The 16702-nt window shown below is 40.9% G+C and carries 20 protein-coding genes and 1 pseudogene; 6 read left to right on the forward strand and 15 right to left on the reverse strand.

Annotation, left to right across the window (positions count from 1 at the left end):
* Window positions 1-1617, reverse strand: a complete 1617-nt coding sequence (locus V6984_RS20865; RefSeq protein ID WP_342757524.1) for a response regulator — start codon at window positions 1615-1617, stop codon at window positions 1-3.
* 170 nt (window positions 1618-1787) lie between these two features.
* On the opposite strand from V6984_RS20865, the gene V6984_RS20870 reads away from it, so the two are divergent.
* The 3 genes from V6984_RS20870 to V6984_RS20880 all read left to right on the forward strand — a co-directional run bounded on the left by V6984_RS20870 (window position 1788) and on the right by V6984_RS20880 (window position 4076).
* Window positions 1788-2549, forward strand: coding sequence for a MerR family transcriptional regulator (locus V6984_RS20870; protein WP_342757525.1), 762 nt, complete (start codon window positions 1788-1790; stop codon window positions 2547-2549).
* A gap of 62 nt (window positions 2550-2611) precedes the next feature.
* Window positions 2612-3346, forward strand: coding sequence for an ABC transporter ATP-binding protein (locus V6984_RS20875; protein WP_342757526.1), 735 nt, complete (start codon window positions 2612-2614; stop codon window positions 3344-3346).
* On the forward strand, window positions 3333-4076 hold the full coding sequence (locus V6984_RS20880) for an ABC transporter permease (protein WP_342757527.1): 744 nt from the start codon (window positions 3333-3335) through the stop codon (window positions 4074-4076). Before V6984_RS20875 ends, V6984_RS20880 begins: the two co-directional genes overlap by 14 nt.
* Window positions 4077-4136: 60 nt before the next feature.
* On the opposite strand, the gene V6984_RS20885 is transcribed toward V6984_RS20880, so the two are convergent.
* The 5 genes from V6984_RS20885 to V6984_RS20905 all read right to left on the reverse strand — a co-directional run bounded on the left by V6984_RS20885 (window position 4137) and on the right by V6984_RS20905 (window position 8636).
* Window positions 4137-6170: an AAA family ATPase gene (locus V6984_RS20885; protein WP_342757528.1), complete on the reverse strand. Its 2034-nt coding sequence runs from the start codon at window positions 6168-6170 to the stop codon at window positions 4137-4139.
* Between the two features lie 2 nt (window positions 6171-6172).
* Window positions 6173-6637, reverse strand: a complete 465-nt coding sequence (locus V6984_RS20890; RefSeq protein ID WP_342757529.1) for a DUF6530 family protein — start codon at window positions 6635-6637, stop codon at window positions 6173-6175.
* Window positions 6634-6978, reverse strand: a complete 345-nt coding sequence (locus V6984_RS20895) for a GIY-YIG nuclease family protein (protein ID WP_342757530.1) — start codon at window positions 6976-6978, stop codon at window positions 6634-6636. The genes V6984_RS20890 and V6984_RS20895 overlap by 4 nt, the downstream gene beginning before the upstream one ends.
* 103 nt (window positions 6979-7081) lie before the next feature.
* Window positions 7082-7954: an alpha/beta hydrolase gene (locus V6984_RS20900; RefSeq protein WP_342757531.1), complete on the reverse strand. Its 873-nt coding sequence runs from the start codon at window positions 7952-7954 to the stop codon at window positions 7082-7084.
* 73 nt (window positions 7955-8027) lie between these two features.
* Entirely contained in the window at window positions 8028-8636 is a 609-nt protein-coding gene (locus V6984_RS20905) for a TetR/AcrR family transcriptional regulator (RefSeq protein WP_342757532.1), read from the reverse strand.
* Window positions 8637-8792: 156 nt separating this feature from the next.
* On the opposite strand from V6984_RS20905, the gene V6984_RS20910 reads away from it, so the two are divergent.
* Window positions 8793-9200 carry a hypothetical protein gene (locus V6984_RS20910; protein ID WP_342757533.1) on the forward strand — a complete coding sequence of 136 codons (408 nt, stop codon included), beginning with the start codon at window positions 8793-8795 and terminating at the stop codon, window positions 9198-9200.
* A gap of 162 nt (window positions 9201-9362) precedes the next feature.
* Here the strand turns inward: V6984_RS20910 and V6984_RS20915 are convergent, their stop codons facing one another.
* Complete coding sequence (locus tag V6984_RS20915; RefSeq protein ID WP_342757534.1) at window positions 9363-9569, reverse strand: hypothetical protein; 207 nt, start codon at window positions 9567-9569, stop codon at window positions 9363-9365.
* Window positions 9570-9582: 13 nt separating this feature from the next.
* Window positions 9583-10158 (reverse strand): TetR/AcrR family transcriptional regulator, encoded by a 576-nt coding sequence (locus V6984_RS20920; protein ID WP_342757535.1) that lies wholly within the window; start codon window positions 10156-10158, stop codon window positions 9583-9585.
* 180 nt (window positions 10159-10338) lie between these two features.
* On the opposite strand from V6984_RS20920, the pseudogene V6984_RS20925 reads away from it, so the two are divergent.
* Window positions 10339-10530, forward strand: a pseudogene (locus V6984_RS20925) (AraC family transcriptional regulator); the annotation flags it as partial.
* 123 nt (window positions 10531-10653) lie between these two features.
* Here the strand turns inward: V6984_RS20925 and V6984_RS20930 are convergent.
* The 3 genes from V6984_RS20930 to istA are packed head-to-tail and all read right to left on the reverse strand — an operon-like array spanning window position 10654 to window position 13157.
* Window positions 10654-10845, reverse strand: coding sequence for a hypothetical protein (locus V6984_RS20930; protein WP_342755954.1), 192 nt, complete (start codon window positions 10843-10845; stop codon window positions 10654-10656).
* A gap of 1 nt (window position 10846) precedes the next feature.
* The gene (gene istB, locus V6984_RS20935; RefSeq protein WP_342755953.1) at window positions 10847-11683 is read right to left on the reverse strand and encodes an IS21-like element helper ATPase IstB; all 837 of its coding nucleotides are present in this window, start codon (window positions 11681-11683) and stop codon (window positions 10847-10849) included.
* Window positions 11676-13157, reverse strand: a complete 1482-nt coding sequence (gene istA / locus V6984_RS20940; protein WP_425324244.1) for an IS21 family transposase — start codon at window positions 13155-13157, stop codon at window positions 11676-11678. The genes istB and istA overlap by 8 nt, the downstream gene beginning before the upstream one ends.
* A 163-nt stretch (window positions 13158-13320) precedes the next feature.
* Between istA and V6984_RS20945 the strand changes: the two genes are divergently transcribed.
* Window positions 13321-14004, forward strand: coding sequence for an effector binding domain-containing protein (locus V6984_RS20945; RefSeq protein ID WP_342757536.1), 684 nt, complete (start codon window positions 13321-13323; stop codon window positions 14002-14004).
* A gap of 4 nt (window positions 14005-14008) precedes the next feature.
* Here V6984_RS20945 and V6984_RS20950 read toward each other — a convergent pair whose 3' ends face one another.
* The 4 genes from V6984_RS20950 to V6984_RS20965 form a co-directional block, all read right to left on the reverse strand.
* Window positions 14009-14353, reverse strand: a complete 345-nt coding sequence (locus V6984_RS20950) for a hypothetical protein (RefSeq protein ID WP_342757537.1) — start codon at window positions 14351-14353, stop codon at window positions 14009-14011.
* A 312-nt stretch (window positions 14354-14665) separates the two neighbouring features.
* Entirely contained in the window at window positions 14666-15118 is a 453-nt protein-coding gene (locus V6984_RS20955) for an isochorismatase family cysteine hydrolase (protein ID WP_342757538.1), read from the reverse strand.
* 175 nt (window positions 15119-15293) lie between these two features.
* Window positions 15294-15839, reverse strand: a complete 546-nt coding sequence (locus tag V6984_RS20960; RefSeq protein ID WP_342757539.1) for a dTDP-4-dehydrorhamnose 3,5-epimerase — start codon at window positions 15837-15839, stop codon at window positions 15294-15296.
* A gap of 188 nt (window positions 15840-16027) precedes the next feature.
* On the reverse strand, window positions 16028-16534 hold the full coding sequence (locus V6984_RS20965) for a hypothetical protein (protein WP_342757540.1): 507 nt from the start codon (window positions 16532-16534) through the stop codon (window positions 16028-16030).
* Window positions 16535-16702 lie beyond the last annotated feature (168 nt).

Consider the following 16702-nt stretch of genomic DNA (forward strand, 5'->3'; position numbering starts at 1 on the left):
CTATGAATGCAGTTTGCGGTATAAGGCCGGCTTAACTCCTACTGTTTTAGTAAATATCTGGCTAAAGTACCTTGTATCTTTGTAACCAACTTCATCTGCAATAGCCGCTATGGTTTTATTGCTGGTGCGTATCATTTGCTTTGCCATTTCCATCCGGATATTAACCAAATAGGTGGTAAAGTTGAATCCAGTTTCTTTCTTAAAGAGAACACTGAAATAAACTGGATTTAAATCTACAATATGAGCAATATCCTCTAATACGATCTTTTCATTATAATGCTCCTCAATATACTGTTTCGCCTGACGTATTGGTTTTACAGATTCAGTTTCCAGAATTTTCAGACGAGCTTCCATATCTTCACTTAAATATTTCTTAAGTAATCCTTTTAAATTTCCAATGGTATTACAATGGCAGCAGGCATTTTTCAAAAATTGTTTTAGCTTGTCTTCCTTTTCATTTTTAACCGATATGGTTTCAAAGTATAAATCAATAATTTCATTCGCAACATCATAGCATAAAGCAAAATCTGTATTTTCTTCAAACTGGAATTCACCATATATTTGGTTAATAACATTCTCAAATAGTTCTTTTGATAAAGTTTCAATACTCATACGTAATTGCTCTTTATACTTTATTAAATATTTCTGCATTTCCGTCCGGGGGATAAACTGTAATCGTTCTGCATAGATTAGCCGGCCCGTGCCCGCTTTAATCCTGTTCTGAACAGCCTGATAAGCTTCCTGAATAGAAAACCTGATTTCTCCGACTCCTGTCTTTTCTAATCCGATCCCTATTGTAACCTTATATTGTTCCAAGCCTAATAAATATTCTTGTATTTCAATTAAAATCCTGTTAATCACATTATTAACTTGTTTAGAATCTGTCAAATCATAGTTAATTAAACAATAGATATTTAAATTATCTTTTTCACAAATTAATTGTTCCTTTACCGTACCCTCAAAATTTTTTTCAATAATTGTCAGCAGTTTCTCTACTGTGATTCTATCCTGCCTTCTATCGCTTTTTTCATAATCCGAATAATCTAATTTAATAGTAATTCCTCTATAAGCAGCGGCATCGAACTCCAGATTATATTCTTCCTGCATTTCGTCTACTGACAAGGCATCTGTCTGTTCAATAATATTATTTAAAAGATTACTTTTTATAATTTGAACACTTGTTGTTATGGCCCTTTCTATTTTTCCTTCTTTATCTTGCTTTAAATGACTCTTGATCAATTCTTCCTGTATTCTTTTTAATACTTTGTTTAATTCTTCTTCCTTAATTGGTTTTAATAAATAATCACTAACCCCGTATTGAAGTGCTTTATGAGCATATTCGAATTCCTTATATCCACTGATTACTATAAATTTAACCGGTTCATCCTTTTCTTTTATCATACGAATTAAATCCAATCCGTTCACTTTAGGCATTTTAATATCTGTAATGACAATATCCGGTTTCTCTGACAAGATAATATTATATGCCGCTTCTCCATTATCTACTACGTTTACACATTCTAGCCCTATTTCCTCCCACTTTATAAGTTTTCTGATCAACATTCCAATTCGAAACTCATCATCGACAATTAATACTCTCCATCTTTTGGCTTGCATACTGTCACCCTCTTTACACATTATTTCGTTTTTTTTAACTATACCATAGTTCCCGCCGGGGATAAAAGACATTTTGTAAATTATCCAGCTTTAAAAAAACCTTCCACTATAACACCAGACTTTTTATAATGATATTATGATACAATAGAGAACGGTGGTGATAAAATAAAATGAATACCTATAAGACATCCGAAATTGCACGTTATATCGGAATCCATCCTAATACGGTCCGGCTTTATGAAGAGCTTATGCTGATTCCCAAACCCGAACGAAAAGCAAATGGATATCGGATTTTTACAGATTTTCATCTGGAACAGATGAAGCTTGTGAGAACTGCTCTCCAGATAGCGGTTCTGCAGAACGGTCTAAGGAAGCAGGCGATTACCATTATTAAGACCTCCGCTGCCGGTGATTTCGACAAAGCAATTCATATCACAAAGCAGTATTTACAGCAAATAAAAGACGAGCAGAGAAACGCAGAGGAAGCCCTGGTCATTACCGAAAAGCTGTTGTCTCAGGACGAGCCGGAAATAGTTGATACGGTCTTGACCAGAAAGGAAGCCGCGGGGTATCTGCAAATCACTATGGATGCTTTAAGAAATTGGGAAATGAACGGCCTGATTACCATAAAGCGAAAGCAAAATGGATATCGCATTTATGAGGAAGAGGATGTTCGGCGGTTAAAAATCATACGTTCTCTTCGCTGTGCCAATTACTCTCTTTCAGCAATTTTACGAATGCTGAATACCTTATCCAGCGATCCCGGCGCTAACATCCGGCAAGCCATCGATACCCCGAAAGAAAACGACGATATTATTTCCGTATGCGACAAGCTGATCACTTCATTGCATCACGCAGAACAAAATGCGTACGCTATGATGGCACAGCTTAAGAAAATGAAAAAACAGTTTGGAACAAACCCTCCACTTTAACACCAGTTCTTGTGCTGGTGTTATTCTTTTTTATGCCAAGAAAAAAGGAGGAAATATATCATATGAAAACAGCTATAGAAGTAAAAAAACTGTGCAAATCTTATTCTGAAGTCAAAGCGGCACAAGATATCGATATTTCCATTTGCCGCGGAGAGGTGTTCGGTCTGTTAGGTGCAAACGGCGCAGGCAAAAGTACCACGATTGAATGTATCCTGGGAACAAAGAAACAGGACAGCGGAACAGTATCTATTCTTGGAATGAACCCCCAAAAAGATCGAAAAAGACTTTTTGAGAAAATTGGTGTTCAATTTCAGGAAGCCAACTATCAAGACAAGATAAGAGTGGCTGAGCTTTGCGAGGTTACGGCTTCCCTTTACAGAAATATTCCGGATTATGCCGGTCTTCTCAAACAGTTCGGACTCTCAGATAAGCTTAAAAGTCCGGTAAGTGAACTTTCGGGAGGACAGAAGCAGCGGTTATTCATCGTTCTTTCGTTAATTCCCGATCCGGAAGTTGTATTCCTGGACGAACTTACTACCGGACTCGACGCAAGGGCAAGACGGGATGTGTGGAAGATCCTCTTGGATCTAAAGCAAAAAGGACTGACCATTCTGTTGACCTCTCATTTCATGGATGAAGTAGAAGCCCTTTGCGACAAAATCATGATTCTGAAGAATGGGAAAGCTATTTTCCACGGAACGGTACAAGACGCCGTTGCCGCCAGCCCCTATGAAAGATTAGAGGAAGCGTATCTTTGGTACACAGACGAGGAGGAAAAAGAAAATGAAAGCATTTAAAACACTTTTAAAAACAGAAATCCGGCTGTCTCTGCGGGGAATGGATATGTTTATTTTTGCTATCTGCATGCCTATTGTAGTTGTGGTCATCTTAGGTGCTCTGTTTGGAGATAAGCCGGCCTTTGAGGGGGCAGAATACACCTTTTTGGAGCAGTCCTTCGGCGCGGTAGCAACGATCGCTATTTGTGCCGGAGGAGTAATGGGTCTTCCCCTGGTCGTATCCGATTACCGGAGCAGGAAAATATTAAAGCGGCTCAAGGTGACTCCTACCAGCCCCGCCCTTATATTAGCGGTACAGGTTGTTATTTATGCGCTTTACTCCATTACTTCCCTCATCCTTGTTTATATGATAAGCACACTGTTCTTCGGCTATCAGCTGCGCGGTTCATGGCCTCAATTCTTAGAGGCTTACCTACTTGTTATGCTGTCTATGTTCAGTATCGGGCTGTTAGTGGGCGGACTCGCGCCTAACATAAAAATAGCCGGCGTTGCCGCCAGCCTGCTGTATTTTCCAATGCTTATTTTTTCAGGCGCCACTCTGCCTTACGAGGTCATGCCTGCCGGACTTCAAAAAGCTGCAGATATGCTGCCATTGACACAAGGAATCAAGCTTCTCAAGGCTGCTTCACTCGGTCTGCCAATAGACAGCGTTTTCATTCCAGCTATAGTGATGATTGTAATTGCCGTAATATGCGTTACTATTTCCCTGCGCTTTTTTAAATGGGAGTGATAAAGGAGCCTGCGAGAATACTACGATTATAATACTGCTGATGTTAATGGGTTTTGCAGCTTACAGGTACTTGGCAATGATCTGGACCAAACGGGTCGGAAGCTGTTCCAGATTGGTAATATCTATAAATCGCTCCTGCCCATATATATCGCAAATCATTTCCTTGTCCTGTCCAATCGCAGCCGCAAGAAACAGCACACCTTTTCGACTGTAGTCATGGATCACCTGCTTCATATCGTCCTTAGCATGAGTGCCGGTATAATCCGGCATCGCTTTGGGCTGACCGTCACTCAGGCTAATCAACAGCTTGGTCGTCTGGGGAGCATTTGCCAGTTTCTCCGCTAAAATCCGAAGCGCCATTCCATCTCGGTTGTTACTCATGCTCTGAATCGCCATGAGCGAATATTTGTCGTTAAGCTTCGGTTCCTCCCAGTCAATATAAGAATACATAGACATTTTCTCTTTTGGCGAACGGTCAGCGGTATCTCCGTAAATCAGCACAGGGATACCACAGCTTTCACAAAATTCATAGACTGCCAGAGCGGCTTGCTTCGCTGCTGTCAGCCGTCCGAATGCGTGCATGGATGCTGATTGGTCAATACGCAGGGCAACGGCCAGCGAAGGTTCTTCTTCCGGCGGACGTTTTTTGGAAAAGTAACAAAAATCAGGGGATACCACTTTTTCAGCGTGAAATTTTGTGCCAAAGACACGATTGCCTGAAAGCTCCACAGAAATTTCATGTTCCAAAAGCGGTTCGGTTTTTCTTGTCAATTCCCGGATGACCGGCATGAGTGCGGAAGCCATCTGACGGTACTCCTGCCGGTGGGCGGCTGTAGATTCCGGGCGATGGACAATCATGCCTACTTTTTCGTGAACGGAACTTTTAACAGCCGCCCTTGCCTGTTGGTTCAAGTGCTTGCGAAAAGTGCTCTTATCCTGCTCCGGATCTGCTTGTTCCTCCGTCCGTAACTCATGGTACATGGGAGCGCCATCGTCACCGGTATCCGAACTCCGTGTTTGTGCAGGGTTTTCTGACGAACTATTGGATTCTCCCTCACTATCTGAAGACCTTCGAAGAACTACCTCAGGAGGAGAATCTTTGTCAGGCGCAGGAGACAGTGCCTCAACATCCCCATCCGCCCGAAGCTCCAGAACCTCGCCGCCTGTTCTTCCGTGTCGGGAAACAACCGCTTCCAATGCTTCCATTGTTCCATGATTGGACAACGCCTGTTCTAACAGAACGATTTCATCCGGGTCGGTGGTAATTTTATAAACGACCTTGTGATAAAGAGATTCTGCCGCATCGTTGCCTTGCAGAACCGCATCCACCCAAAAGAAATAAGAACGCATACCAGACACGCCTTTCATTGCATTGGCCTTGGCTGTCCGGTCGAGCATAACGATAATTTGAGCAAAAATACGCAGCAACTCGACGTCGCAACAGCCTGTTTTTGCCGCTGCCCGCTCTACCATGACCTCGATCGGCGGTAAATCCATTTTCTCTGCGTGCTGCACCCGGTCACGCAGTGCCTCATTCAGCGGACGGCAGCCGTTATATCCTCTGTTTGTTGTAATAACCGCAATAAAATCCGGGTGACGATGAACGATGCGGCTTGGCAGATTAATACTGCCATCCGGCTCCAGAGCAGAGCCTACGGCCATCAATACTGCTGCATCACGGATGACCGTAGGTTCCTGAATTTCCAGAATCCAGCCATTTTCATAAGCCCTTACGATTTCAGACGGATAATATTGATACTCTATATTGTTATCTTTTCTATCCGACTGCAATACCGGCAAAATGGTTCCGAGTATATCAGATTTATCCATATCCGCAAAGCAGGTGATCTTGGTGTAGGGCAGTCCAAAATCGGCGGAAAGTGCCTTGGTCAGCTGGGTTTTACCGGAACCGGCATCGCCTTCCAATAAAATATTTGTGATTTTCATTTCGCCCATTTCCCAGTTGTGCTTAACTGACTCGCAAATGCGCCGCTCCGCATCGCTTTCAATATGAGAAGAGCTTTTCTTCCAGACAAGAGTCTGTTCTTCTTCTGTCAACTGTCTGTTAGGTGACAGAAGCCATTTGTTTTCCATTGTTAATAACACTCCAATTCTTCAATAATACGAGTGAGCGTTCGAAGCCGCTCGCCGGTTAGTTCTCCCAAATCGTTTAAGGCTTGGGAAAAGCTTTGTATATCGTTGTTGATGTTCGGGTTTTCCGTACAAACTGTTACCGGAAGTACGCCGCCTTGCAGCCCGAGGCGCTCCACCGTTGGGTTTTCGGGATCGTAGAGCAGGGGCATCCGATAAGCTTCTTTAAAGTATAGCAGAGTACGGCTTAGAAAGATCATCAGGTCGAATATCTGATGAACAGGAAGTTCGATACTTACTTCAGGCGTTCCTTCTGTATTTTCTTTCCAAATCTGTACGGCAATCTGCATTTTCTTGTTTTCTTCCATTACGGGAGCGCCTATGGTCAGCCGTTTAATATCTGAACGGTAGGCGCTGCGTCCATCAATACGATCATAATTATCTGCAATCATTACAATGTCTTCATTCATCGCCAAATCCTCCTCGCCTGCGGAGCTTTTGCCAGACATTGCTTCAGCAAATCCTCTAATTCAACGGTGTGATCGTCCTGCGGGTTCTCATATTTCAAAAATTTCATCACAGAGCTTTCAAATCCGCTTTCTCCATATTGGTCCCAAAGTTCCTGCATCCGTTTGTTAGGATGTCCACCGGCAGACAACTTAAAGCGGTTGCTGTTAAAATCTGCTCTTGTATCTTTGGATATCCCCACGAATTCTTCGCCGGTCACTACGCATTTAAAAGCGATGACTCCCATTTCAGGATGACGATTTTTCCATTCATCCAAAAGTTCACGTTTTCTTTTTATATCCATAATAATCACCTCGTGTTTCATTGTAAGGTAGTTAGTCTGCGAAAACAATCCACGCTCCGTAGACTAAACGGAGCGTGGATTAAAGAAGTTAAACTTTTGAATTTTATTTAGAATCTTGCTGTAATTTTCTGTCAAGATACAATTGCAGGGCATCTGAGAATTCTTCCGGGCGTTCCTTCTGAGGCCAATGTTTACATCCTCTCATTAAGTATATTTCGCAATCGGGAATCCTTTTCCCGGCAAGAATAGTACCTTTTACAGGAACTGCCTTGTCAAGAGTGCCATGTATAAGCAGTGTAGGGGAATTTATTTCTTCAAGTCTACCAAACAAATCTGTTGTAAGGCCTGTAGATGTAATCTCACTTCTTTGAAATGACATGAAAGGCTTGCCTGCACCAGGCTCCTGCATAACTTTTTGTATCTCAGCGACTAAATCATCGCTTATCTTTGATTTATCTCCAAACAAACTGTATTTTAAGGACCATCTGATGATGGATGGATATTTATTTGTCCATGAGTACAAATTGTCGTTGAGCTTTGAACGAATAAACCAATGGGTTAACCTATGCCATGACAATTTATCGAATAACCCCCATGCGTCAACCGGCACAAGAATCTTAATAAGCTCCGGGTATGTCAGTGCCATATTCAGGCATATACCGCCTCCCAGGGACAGCCCGGTCAGGATGACCGGTCTACCCCCCAGTTCTTCGATTATGCCCTTTACTATATCCGTATAGAACGACAAAGTGTATTCGCCGTTTATCCGGTCGCTCGTTCCGTATCCAGGTAGATCCGGCGCAATGACTTGATACTGATCGGACAGCAACGGAATCACCCCGGCCCAGGAAAGCATTGCCGAATCCACACCGGCGCCGTGCAATAATACGATAGTATCGTTACCGTCTCCGGCACAATAGCATGTTATGCCTACTCCATTTACACGGATATGTTTTTTCTCAATTAGGTTAGTCATTTAGATTACCTCCACCATTGCTTTCAACAATCATCTTAATGCATGTCCCGGTTTCTAATAATAAACATACCAGCTATGCGTTGCCGAGTAAGTTCATAATCATAGGGACAGCCAGAAATTTAATCTTGTTTAACTCGCCATCACTTGTCTTGCCTTGGATATAGTCATGGCATAACTGCTCGATGATGCCATAACTAATACGGAGCTTTTCTATTAAAAACTCTTCTGAATAGCCGACTTCAATAAGTATTTTATATAGCTTTTCGAGCATTTGATATTCAAAACCATTAAAAAGGTCCTGAATATCATTGTTAAGCAGTGCCAAGGCCAGAAACTCGTTATGTGCATCCCTGTTCATCTTATGGGAGGAGATAGATAAATCAATAAATTCCCCAATTACAAAAGCAAGTTTTTCCCTTTCAGCGATTTGATCCAGTATTATTTTGAATTGTTCTTCCAGTTGAAAAATATATAGCTTAACTACTTCTATTAAAATATCTTTTTTGTCATGAAAATAGCTATATACTATTCCGGTAGAGACACCGGCCTCTTTTGCGATCTCTGCCGTATTTGTCTTATAATATCCTTTTTCGCAAAATAAGCCGTAACTGGCCTTAATAATGGCATCCTTTTTTTCTATAGATCGCTTTTGTTTTGGGATACGAATTTCATTAGCAGACATCTTCCTCACCTCCTGATGCTTACAGAATGATTATATACTCTGTAATGATAAAAATCAATTAATATGAAATAAATTTCATATTAATACTTGACATCCGGGAACATATCGTTTACGGTAATAATATGAAATAAATTTCATGTTTAGGAGGATAATAATGTGAATAATAGAGAAAACCCTACCCTCAGACAATATATATGTTACCTCGTCTTTATGCTCATCGCTTGCAGTGGTGCGTTGATCTGGCAACTCTGCATACCACATTTAGCGGGAACATTTACCAGCTGGGGAATTGCTTATGGATGGCAACGAGAAATTGCCTTATGGAATATTGGCATTATAATATCAATTATCTATGCATTAGTAAAAAGAAATTTGGAATTTATGAAGATATTGACAATACAATCAGCCGTGTTATGCTGGGTATTGGGTATCAATCATTTGGTAGCTCTCCTGATAAATTTTTCATTTACTTATATAATACACATTTTGGGCATATTTGAGGTTATGCTTTTAGGTGGTATCTGGGGGGCTGTTTTGCTAATTAAATCAAAAGACAGACATTGATTCTTTTCATTTTTTTTTATGATCGCACTCTATCGGGAAACCAGCGGAATACAAAAAAACCAAAGCCTGATCGCTTTGGTTTTGTCTGCATGTATGGTTGTCGTGACGAGACTGAATCATTTTCTATACTTGACCGTTATTGCAATTTTGTTCTTCATAGAGCTATCCCTTCTTCATCCGAGAGAAGGTAACTATAGCTAAGCACAACGTAATTACCGAAAAAACAACAGCCGCTATTCCGCAGTTCACATGAAAATCAAAGGAACCGGGATCACTTATATTATTTGCCCTTAACCATAGCCCGCATATCATTGTTGACAGCAGGAGTAAGACCGTAATGACGGCGCTGATGATGGTTGCTTTTTTCATCTTTCTAACCTCCTTATTCATGGTTACCGATTAAATTGTTTATCAGGTTATCTATGAAGCGGCTGCGCTGTTCCTTGTCAGATACGTCGATACCGCTGTACATATAGAAGGCCTTTCTGTTAAGCCCTGTCACTTGAATAGGATAAAGGATTTGCAATGCCAGTATTCTCAACTGGATTTCGTCTTTTTTATCCCCAAATATCTGTTTTAGCAGCGGAGTGAGATATAACGGCGTTTGCATATTTCCATTCATGATGTCATGAGATAAAATAAAGCGCATCAGCTTTTCTTTTTTGTCTGACAGAGCATAAAGCTCTTTCAGCATTGCCTTTAATTTTTCAATGGGTGTTAAATCTGCATAGCTATCGGATTCAGAAAAATTTGAAATAATTTTAGCCATTGTATCGCCAATGGCGATACTCAACAGAGCATCTTTACTTTTAAAATGATAATTAATGAGGCCAGTCCCTACATTGGCACGTTCCGCAATTTGGCGGACAGTAATCTTCTCTATATCCTCGGTTTCCTCCAACAAGGCTTTGGTCGTATCAATAATTAACTTCTGTGTAATTTGTTCATTGGTATTCATGTAAAATTCCCATCCTAACTGAACTGTATTTGAACATGTTCAGTATAGCTTACTTGCTTATTAATGTCAAATATTTTTTAGAAGTTGGTGAAATTATTATAGTACTATAAAAAAGGCATTCACAGTCAAGCGGTATATGTCCCTGGCATGGTATTCTGATAGAAAAGGAGGTGCTTATATATGCACGCATGGGAACAAATACAACAAACTATAGAATTTATTGAGTATCATCTGGATGAGGAAATTGACATTGAGAGCCTCGCAAAAATGGCTTCTTTATCACCTTTTTACTATCAGAGGCTGTTTAGCCGACTGGTCAAAAAACCGGTTGCCGAGTATATAAAACTCCGTCGTATGGCAAAGGCAACTGAGGCAGTACTCCAAAAGTGTGATTGTCAATAAAAAAGTCCCAAAAATAGCGGAGAAAATTCCCCACTTTATTTACCCGGGAAAAAGCACCGCTATGGATGCTTTTTCCAGTTTTTTACTGTCTTTTTACACCATGGGTAATACGCCATGCCATAATTCATAATCAGGAATTGCGATATCATTCTTCATAAGCAATAATTCCAGCTCTTTATTACGCTGTTTGAGCAGTTCAGCTTTTCTTTGCTCATCATCAAGCATATCTCTCAGTATATCCGCCGCTTCTATCGCTTCGTTTCGTGTCAGCCTGTTTTCTTTCATCTCATAAATCCCCGCTTTCTTCGGTCTCTTCCATTTCGCTCAAACCTTCCTTTGTTCCATTTCCTGAACTCTCTTTTTTCGGTCTGCCCCGCCGTTTCACAGCGCTGATCCGTTCCCGTTCTTTCATCCGGTAGCTTTCACCTTCTATAGTTATAAAGCTGCAGTGGTGCACAAAACGGTCAAGAATGGCCGTTGCCAGTACCGGGTCAAAAAGAATGCTCCCCCATTCATCAAACTGCTTATTGGAAGTAATGATGGTAGAGGCTGTCTCGTATCTTTTGGAAATCACTTCATAAAGATCGTCCACATTTGTCTGGCCCAGCTTCTTGAGCCCAAACTCATCAATTACCAGCAGATCCGGTGAAATGTATTTCTTCAGTTTCTGGCGGAAAGAGTTGTCCGCACGGGATATGTATAAATCCTCCATCATTTCCGAAAGCGTGGTGAACAGCACCGTGTACCCCTGTTCAATCGCTTTTATGCCAAGTGCGATGGAGAGATGAGTCTTACCGGTTCCGGGAAGTCCGATAAAAGCTATATTTTCTTTTTTCCGGATAAACTCGCAGGTCCCAAGGGCATAGATGACCTGACGGTTCAGGCAGGGCTGCCATGAAAAGTTGAATTCTTCCATTGTTTTATGCTGGGGCATGCGCGAACGCTTCATCCGATCGTTACGTCTGTTTCTTGAGCGGTTAAGATTTTCATCATTTATGAGCAGTTCAAGAAATTCGATATAGGACATCTGTTCCTTTGCTGCCTGTTGGGCCCGCATATCCGCTGTTTGGAGAATTCCGGCAAGATGGAGCTTTTTTATCTTTTCCTGTAAGGAATCATTCATGGGAGATCACCCCCAGTCCTGTCATTTGACGGTAATCCGACAGTTTCCTGATTTTGCTTCTTCCTTCCATGGACAGTTCCTGTTCATCCTCCAGTGGAAGATGGTACAGACCGCTTTCACAGATCTTTTTTACTGCCCGGTAGGTAATGTTTCCATAATGGCATGCCCTTTGGCAGGCCTTGTCTACGGCATCCTCCCCATATTTTTTTCGGAGTGCCAGGATACCGGAAATGCTCCGGTAATGATGGCACTGGTACATCTCCGTATCCTTAAATGCTTCCAGAAATGCCAGCGCGCCTGTCCCCACCTGTGCCATTTTTTCGCGATAGCTTGACAAAAGCTCCTCCTGTGTTATTGTTTTGGTAGATGGGTAATGACTCTTATCCGTCACATGTTCGCCCTTTGCATTCCCGCACAGACTGTGGAGGGCGATCTCTTTTCCGGCATGGTAGATTTTCAATAAATGATTCACTTCGATGACATCCACTTCCATTCCGATATAAGTGTAAGGCACGGAATAATAATTGCCGTCATGAACGATATGGCAGTCTGTCCTTACGGTGGCGGCCCCGGATTTTGAAAAGAGAAAGTCCTGCGCAGGAAGCGGCTTTAAATATGCTTTTTCTGTCTCAAGATATACGGTTTCCGGTTTTCGGCTTGTAGTCCCGTGTATCCGACGGTTTGCCGTTTCTTTCAGCCATGACAGGAGAAACCGCTTTGCTTCTTCGATTTCTTTAAAATCCCGTCCCTTAAAGCAGTTTTCTTTTACGTATCTCACGTTCGATTCTACTTTCCCTTTATCGGTTGGTGTGTATACCCGGCACGGATTGGGAAGGAAGCCATAGTGCCCGGCAAAAGCGGCATAGGTGCGCTGCACGGTCGGCTCATAAAAGTCTGCCTCAACGATAGCAGCCTTTAAGTTGTCGATCTTTACGGTCTGGGGAACTCCGCCAAAGTACCGGAATGCCTCTGTGTGGCACCGGATGAAGGTCTGCACGCTCTGATCCAGAGTAACAGCAACGTACATGTAGCGGGAGTAGCTCAAAGACATGACAAAGATCCATGCTTTGCGCGGTGTTCCATTTACTCTCAAGGTTCCGATATAACCGAAATCTACCTGTGCCTCTTCGCCCGGCAGGGAATGCAGCACCATGTAGGCGTGAGGCTGGGATTTCCTTATTTTTTTCACATAATCGCGCAGGGTGGTATAACCGCAGGCAACGCCGAACTCTTTTTGCAGATCCTGGTGGATGCGGGTAATGGACAATTCCTTGGATAACTGGATTTCTATGTATTCCTTGTATTCATCCAGCATGGACGGCCAGGTTCCCTCCTGTGTTTCCTGTGGCAGCTCCTTTCCCTGCGTTTCTTCTCTGAGCACTTTGCGTACTGTTTTTCTGTCAATGCTAAGCATCTTCCCAATCTGGGTTTTGTTGTATCCTTTCTGATACAGAGTCATGATTGTAGTTTTCATGTCTACCTCCAGCATAATAAAATTTTCCTCCTTATGGGGAGAGTCCTTTGTTACGCTTTCAGTATAACTTGGTCTTTACGTTAGGCATAACAAGGTGGGGAATTTTCTCCGCCAAAAGTGGGTATTTTTATTATGCCATTCACACCAAAAGGACAAGCGCATTTTGGACATAGCATTAAATCTCGGATTTTCCTCCCATGAACACTTCTCCCGCACCTTTAAAGATACTTTTGGGATGACACCGGATGAGTACCGCAAAAATCCACAAACACTTAACCATATGACAAAACCCGAGCTTTTGCTTCACTACACTCTGATTGATGAAGGGGTGCCGCTGATCACCGATGGTATCGTTCTGGAAGTAAACAGGAGGGAAATTGCGGAGCCGGTTTATTTTACCGGTGTTAAAAAGGATATGCCTATACAGTTTATTGACGGACTTGGAATCGAATCTGGAATTGATCCGCTTGGAACTCTTTGGCAAAACTTCCATGAGCAGAAACAAACAATACTTGGTCTTGCTGAGAATAATGAAGAAATTGGTGTGGCATACCCATGCTTAGAGGATGGGCTTTTTAGCTATTTTGCGGGTGCAAAGTCTGGTCACACAGAAGTACCGAACGGTTTTATGCTCTGGGAACTACCACCAGGCAAGTACCTCGTTTGTTCCTTTGAAGCTGAGAATTTCCAGGCACTCGTGATGGATGCCCTATACAAAGCACAGCGATATGTCTACAACGCATGGCTGCCGAATCACAAGCTGCAAACGGAAGCGTTTTGTGCAGAGCGATATGCGAGCCATTCCCCTGAAACCACAAACATGGAAATATGGCTCAAACTGATATAATAGATTACTGTACAAAAAGCGTTTCAATATTTTCGTCAAAATTATATTCTTTATCAATTAGAATATAGCTGCATTCATTTTCTTTACAATCATTCAGACTCCGCCTGTTATCAGCTATCATCAATTCTATATCGTAATCATCTTCTAAACGGTTTTCTATGGCCTTTGCGTTTCTCATGATGATTTCATAGTTGTTTCTAATGTAACTTTCACTAAAAATCAGGCAGATGTATTTTATTGAATCAAAATACTCTTTTGTAAAATCATTTTGGTAGTTAAAAGAGATATAGCAACCCTCAACAATTAGATTTTGTTTATTTTCTATGGCAGTTTTAATTATTTCACGCACAATTGGCCATAGATAATCAGTGAGTTTGTCACCATCAACTTTATGTCTGCTGAATATCGTGTATATTTAGGCATAAAAACCCCCTTAGGTAGATTTTGGTTATTTACCTTGTCTACTTAAGGGGAATCATATCACAAACCTCATACATGACTTTTTTATGCGAGCCATGTCCATTCTGGATATCATCCTATTTTCAAATGTGGATTTGAACTATTACTTCAGCAAACAATATAATCAAGAATTCAAAATATTATGGTGCTTCGGGTTATGCTCATAATTGGCAATTCAAGTATGAGCCATCATTGAGTTTTTTTATTCCCAAATGACTATACCGGATTTCCGCAACTGTTCTTTCTTTTGTAAAAATCTTTCCTTATTTTTCGCTCCAATGTAACTGCAAGGAAGTATAGTCGTATATCCATTTTTATAGCCTTCGACGGCGCTAATAGCAACACAGCTATTTCCATCAACACCTAACAGTTCTATTTCTGTGATTTTGTTATCTTTTAAGTATGTTTCAAGATTATTATTCGTGAACATACTGGCGGCTTCCTTACAGAAAATATTTGATGATAGTATTTGAAGTCCTGTTGCAAATTCAGGAGTATAAGTTCCGCTCCTTAATATTTTTGTATTTTTTATATAGATAATATGCTCGTTATTTTTCTTAGCTTGCATAATACGTTTATTTACTCTATTAAGTAAATCAAGCTCATATTGCTTTACATAATCTTCTTGCATGTCGATAACAATGATAGCTTTCATTTTCCCCTCGTCTTTCTGCTCATTATATAAATAATGAGTATTTTTAATTTGCGAGCCACGTCAATACTGGATATCGTACTATTTTTAAATAGGAACGTGAACTATCACGCTTTCAAACGATATAATCAAAAATTCAAAACCAATATATTTCTTCCGGTTATGCTCATAACCAGCATTAAAGATTCAAATCGCTGTCCACCAGTAAAGGGGCATGAATATCATGAGGTGCCAATATTGGGGTGTCAATGGGATATTTGATAGCTATGTCAGGATCATTGTAGGCTATTTGTCTCGAATAATGCGAATCAAATGGTTCGTCAATGCGCATAACATTTTTTGTATTGTCTTGTAGCGAAATGAACACATGACCGAATCCTTTTGGGATATAGATTTGCTTTCGATTATCAGCACTTAATTCCACACTAATCCATTTCAAAAAAGTTGGAGAGCCATTTCGTAGGTCAATTGCATAATCAATTCCTCTTCCTTCTATGCAGTAGAGCAGCTTTGCCTGTGCTTTTGGAGCATTCTGAAAATGTATTCCATAAAGCGTACCTGCTTTCTCGGAGAAATATGCAATCTCTTCCGTATATTCAAAAAAGATTCCTGCTTTAACTAATTCATTTTTGCTATATATCGGATACGAAAAACCTCTGTTGTCGGTTTTCTTCTCATATTCAATAATTTTTACCTCTTGAAAATCTGTATTCTCAACCCTCATGAAGCAGCTTCCCTCCATAGAATATAACTAATATGTATTTTTCTTGATTTTAGCATAGATAAAACAAAAAGTCATGTATGGGTTCAAACCTCATACATGACTTTTTTATGTGTCATTAGGTCAAAATAGATGCCATAGCTATTTTACATTATAAAAAGAACGCGTTATAATCAGACTGCATATTATGCTCATTTTGAACGGAATTTTAATGGTAAGTATATTTGCTGTTGAGCAATACCAAGCGCCTTATCAAAAGCACCACCAGGGTTTGGCATATTGCACATTCCACTTTTAGGGAAGTCGCCATATTCAAAAATGTTGCTGTTTTTTATCCATGCCATCATACAATTAACAGTTTCGTTTAGGTCATCATTGTTGTTTTCATCCCCTGTGGCAACTAAGAACATACCCCCTGGAAATTCAATTATTTCGTAAGGGGCAACGTTCGCTTCAGTAACATCGTCCTTGATTGCTGATATAAAAATATTTTGCCCACACCCCCATGTTTCTTTAGCGCCCTCATGCCATAAAAAGTCTGTAGGTTCATAGATATGCTCTTGTACTAAATGGCGGTGAGCCTCTAACCATTCACTAAAACCATCTTTACCAAAGAGTTCATCAAATGTTTTCAAACCTGATGAAACCGCACGAAATTTCTTGATTTCAACACCTCGCATATTTTGAAGTTTGCTCATATTGATAATTCCCTCCGACTATATAAAATTTCCACTTCGCACTTCTATACTTATACACTATACTAATTACCATCTACATTTTACCATGCAAACGCAAAGAAGCCAACTGCAACAGCAATCGACTTCTTTCGACAAAACTTTTTGTGTCATTAGGTCAAAATAGATGTA

The sequence above is a fragment of the Kineothrix sp. IPX-CK genome, from assembly GCF_039134705.1.
In the GTDB taxonomy this organism is placed as follows: Bacteria; Bacillota; Clostridia; order Lachnospirales; family Lachnospiraceae; genus Kineothrix; species Kineothrix sedimenti.

What these genes read in the sequence shown, in the direction of transcription:
- V6984_RS20865 (WP_342757524.1), bottom strand. Translation starts at nt 1,617, where the DNA reads ATGCAAGCCAAAAGATGGAGAGTATTAATTGTCGATGATGAGTTTCGA.
- V6984_RS20870 (WP_342757525.1), top strand. Translation starts at nt 1,788, where the DNA reads ATGAATACCTATAAGACATCCGAAATTGCACGTTATATCGGAATCCAT.
- V6984_RS20875 (WP_342757526.1), top strand. Translation starts at nt 2,612, where the DNA reads ATGAAAACAGCTATAGAAGTAAAAAAACTGTGCAAATCTTATTCTGAA.
- V6984_RS20880 (WP_342757527.1), top strand. Translation starts at nt 3,333, where the DNA reads ATGAAAGCATTTAAAACACTTTTAAAAACAGAAATCCGGCTGTCTCTG.
- V6984_RS20885 (WP_342757528.1), bottom strand. Translation starts at nt 6,170, where the DNA reads ATGGAAAACAAATGGCTTCTGTCACCTAACAGACAGTTGACAGAAGAA.
- V6984_RS20890 (WP_342757529.1), bottom strand. Translation starts at nt 6,637, where the DNA reads ATGAATGAAGACATTGTAATGATTGCAGATAATTATGATCGTATTGAT.
- V6984_RS20895 (WP_342757530.1), bottom strand. Translation starts at nt 6,978, where the DNA reads ATGGATATAAAAAGAAAACGTGAACTTTTGGATGAATGGAAAAATCGT.
- V6984_RS20900 (WP_342757531.1), bottom strand. Translation starts at nt 7,954, where the DNA reads ATGACTAACCTAATTGAGAAAAAACATATCCGTGTAAATGGAGTAGGC.
- V6984_RS20905 (WP_342757532.1), bottom strand. Translation starts at nt 8,636, where the DNA reads ATGTCTGCTAATGAAATTCGTATCCCAAAACAAAAGCGATCTATAGAA.
- V6984_RS20915 (WP_342757534.1), bottom strand. Translation starts at nt 9,569, where the DNA reads ATGAAAAAAGCAACCATCATCAGCGCCGTCATTACGGTCTTACTCCTG.
- V6984_RS20920 (WP_342757535.1), bottom strand. Translation starts at nt 10,158, where the DNA reads ATGAATACCAATGAACAAATTACACAGAAGTTAATTATTGATACGACC.
- V6984_RS20930 (WP_342755954.1), bottom strand. Translation starts at nt 10,845, where the DNA reads ATGAAAGAAAACAGGCTGACACGAAACGAAGCGATAGAAGCGGCGGAT.
- istB (WP_342755953.1), bottom strand. Translation starts at nt 11,683, where the DNA reads ATGAATGATTCCTTACAGGAAAAGATAAAAAAGCTCCATCTTGCCGGA.
- istA (WP_425324244.1), bottom strand. Translation starts at nt 13,157, where the DNA reads ATGAAAACTACAATCATGACTCTGTATCAGAAAGGATACAACAAAACC.
- V6984_RS20955 (WP_342757538.1), bottom strand. Translation starts at nt 15,118, where the DNA reads ATGAAAGCTATCATTGTTATCGACATGCAAGAAGATTATGTAAAGCAA.
- V6984_RS20960 (WP_342757539.1), bottom strand. Translation starts at nt 15,839, where the DNA reads ATGAGGGTTGAGAATACAGATTTTCAAGAGGTAAAAATTATTGAATAT.
- V6984_RS20965 (WP_342757540.1), bottom strand. Translation starts at nt 16,534, where the DNA reads ATGAGCAAACTTCAAAATATGCGAGGTGTTGAAATCAAGAAATTTCGT.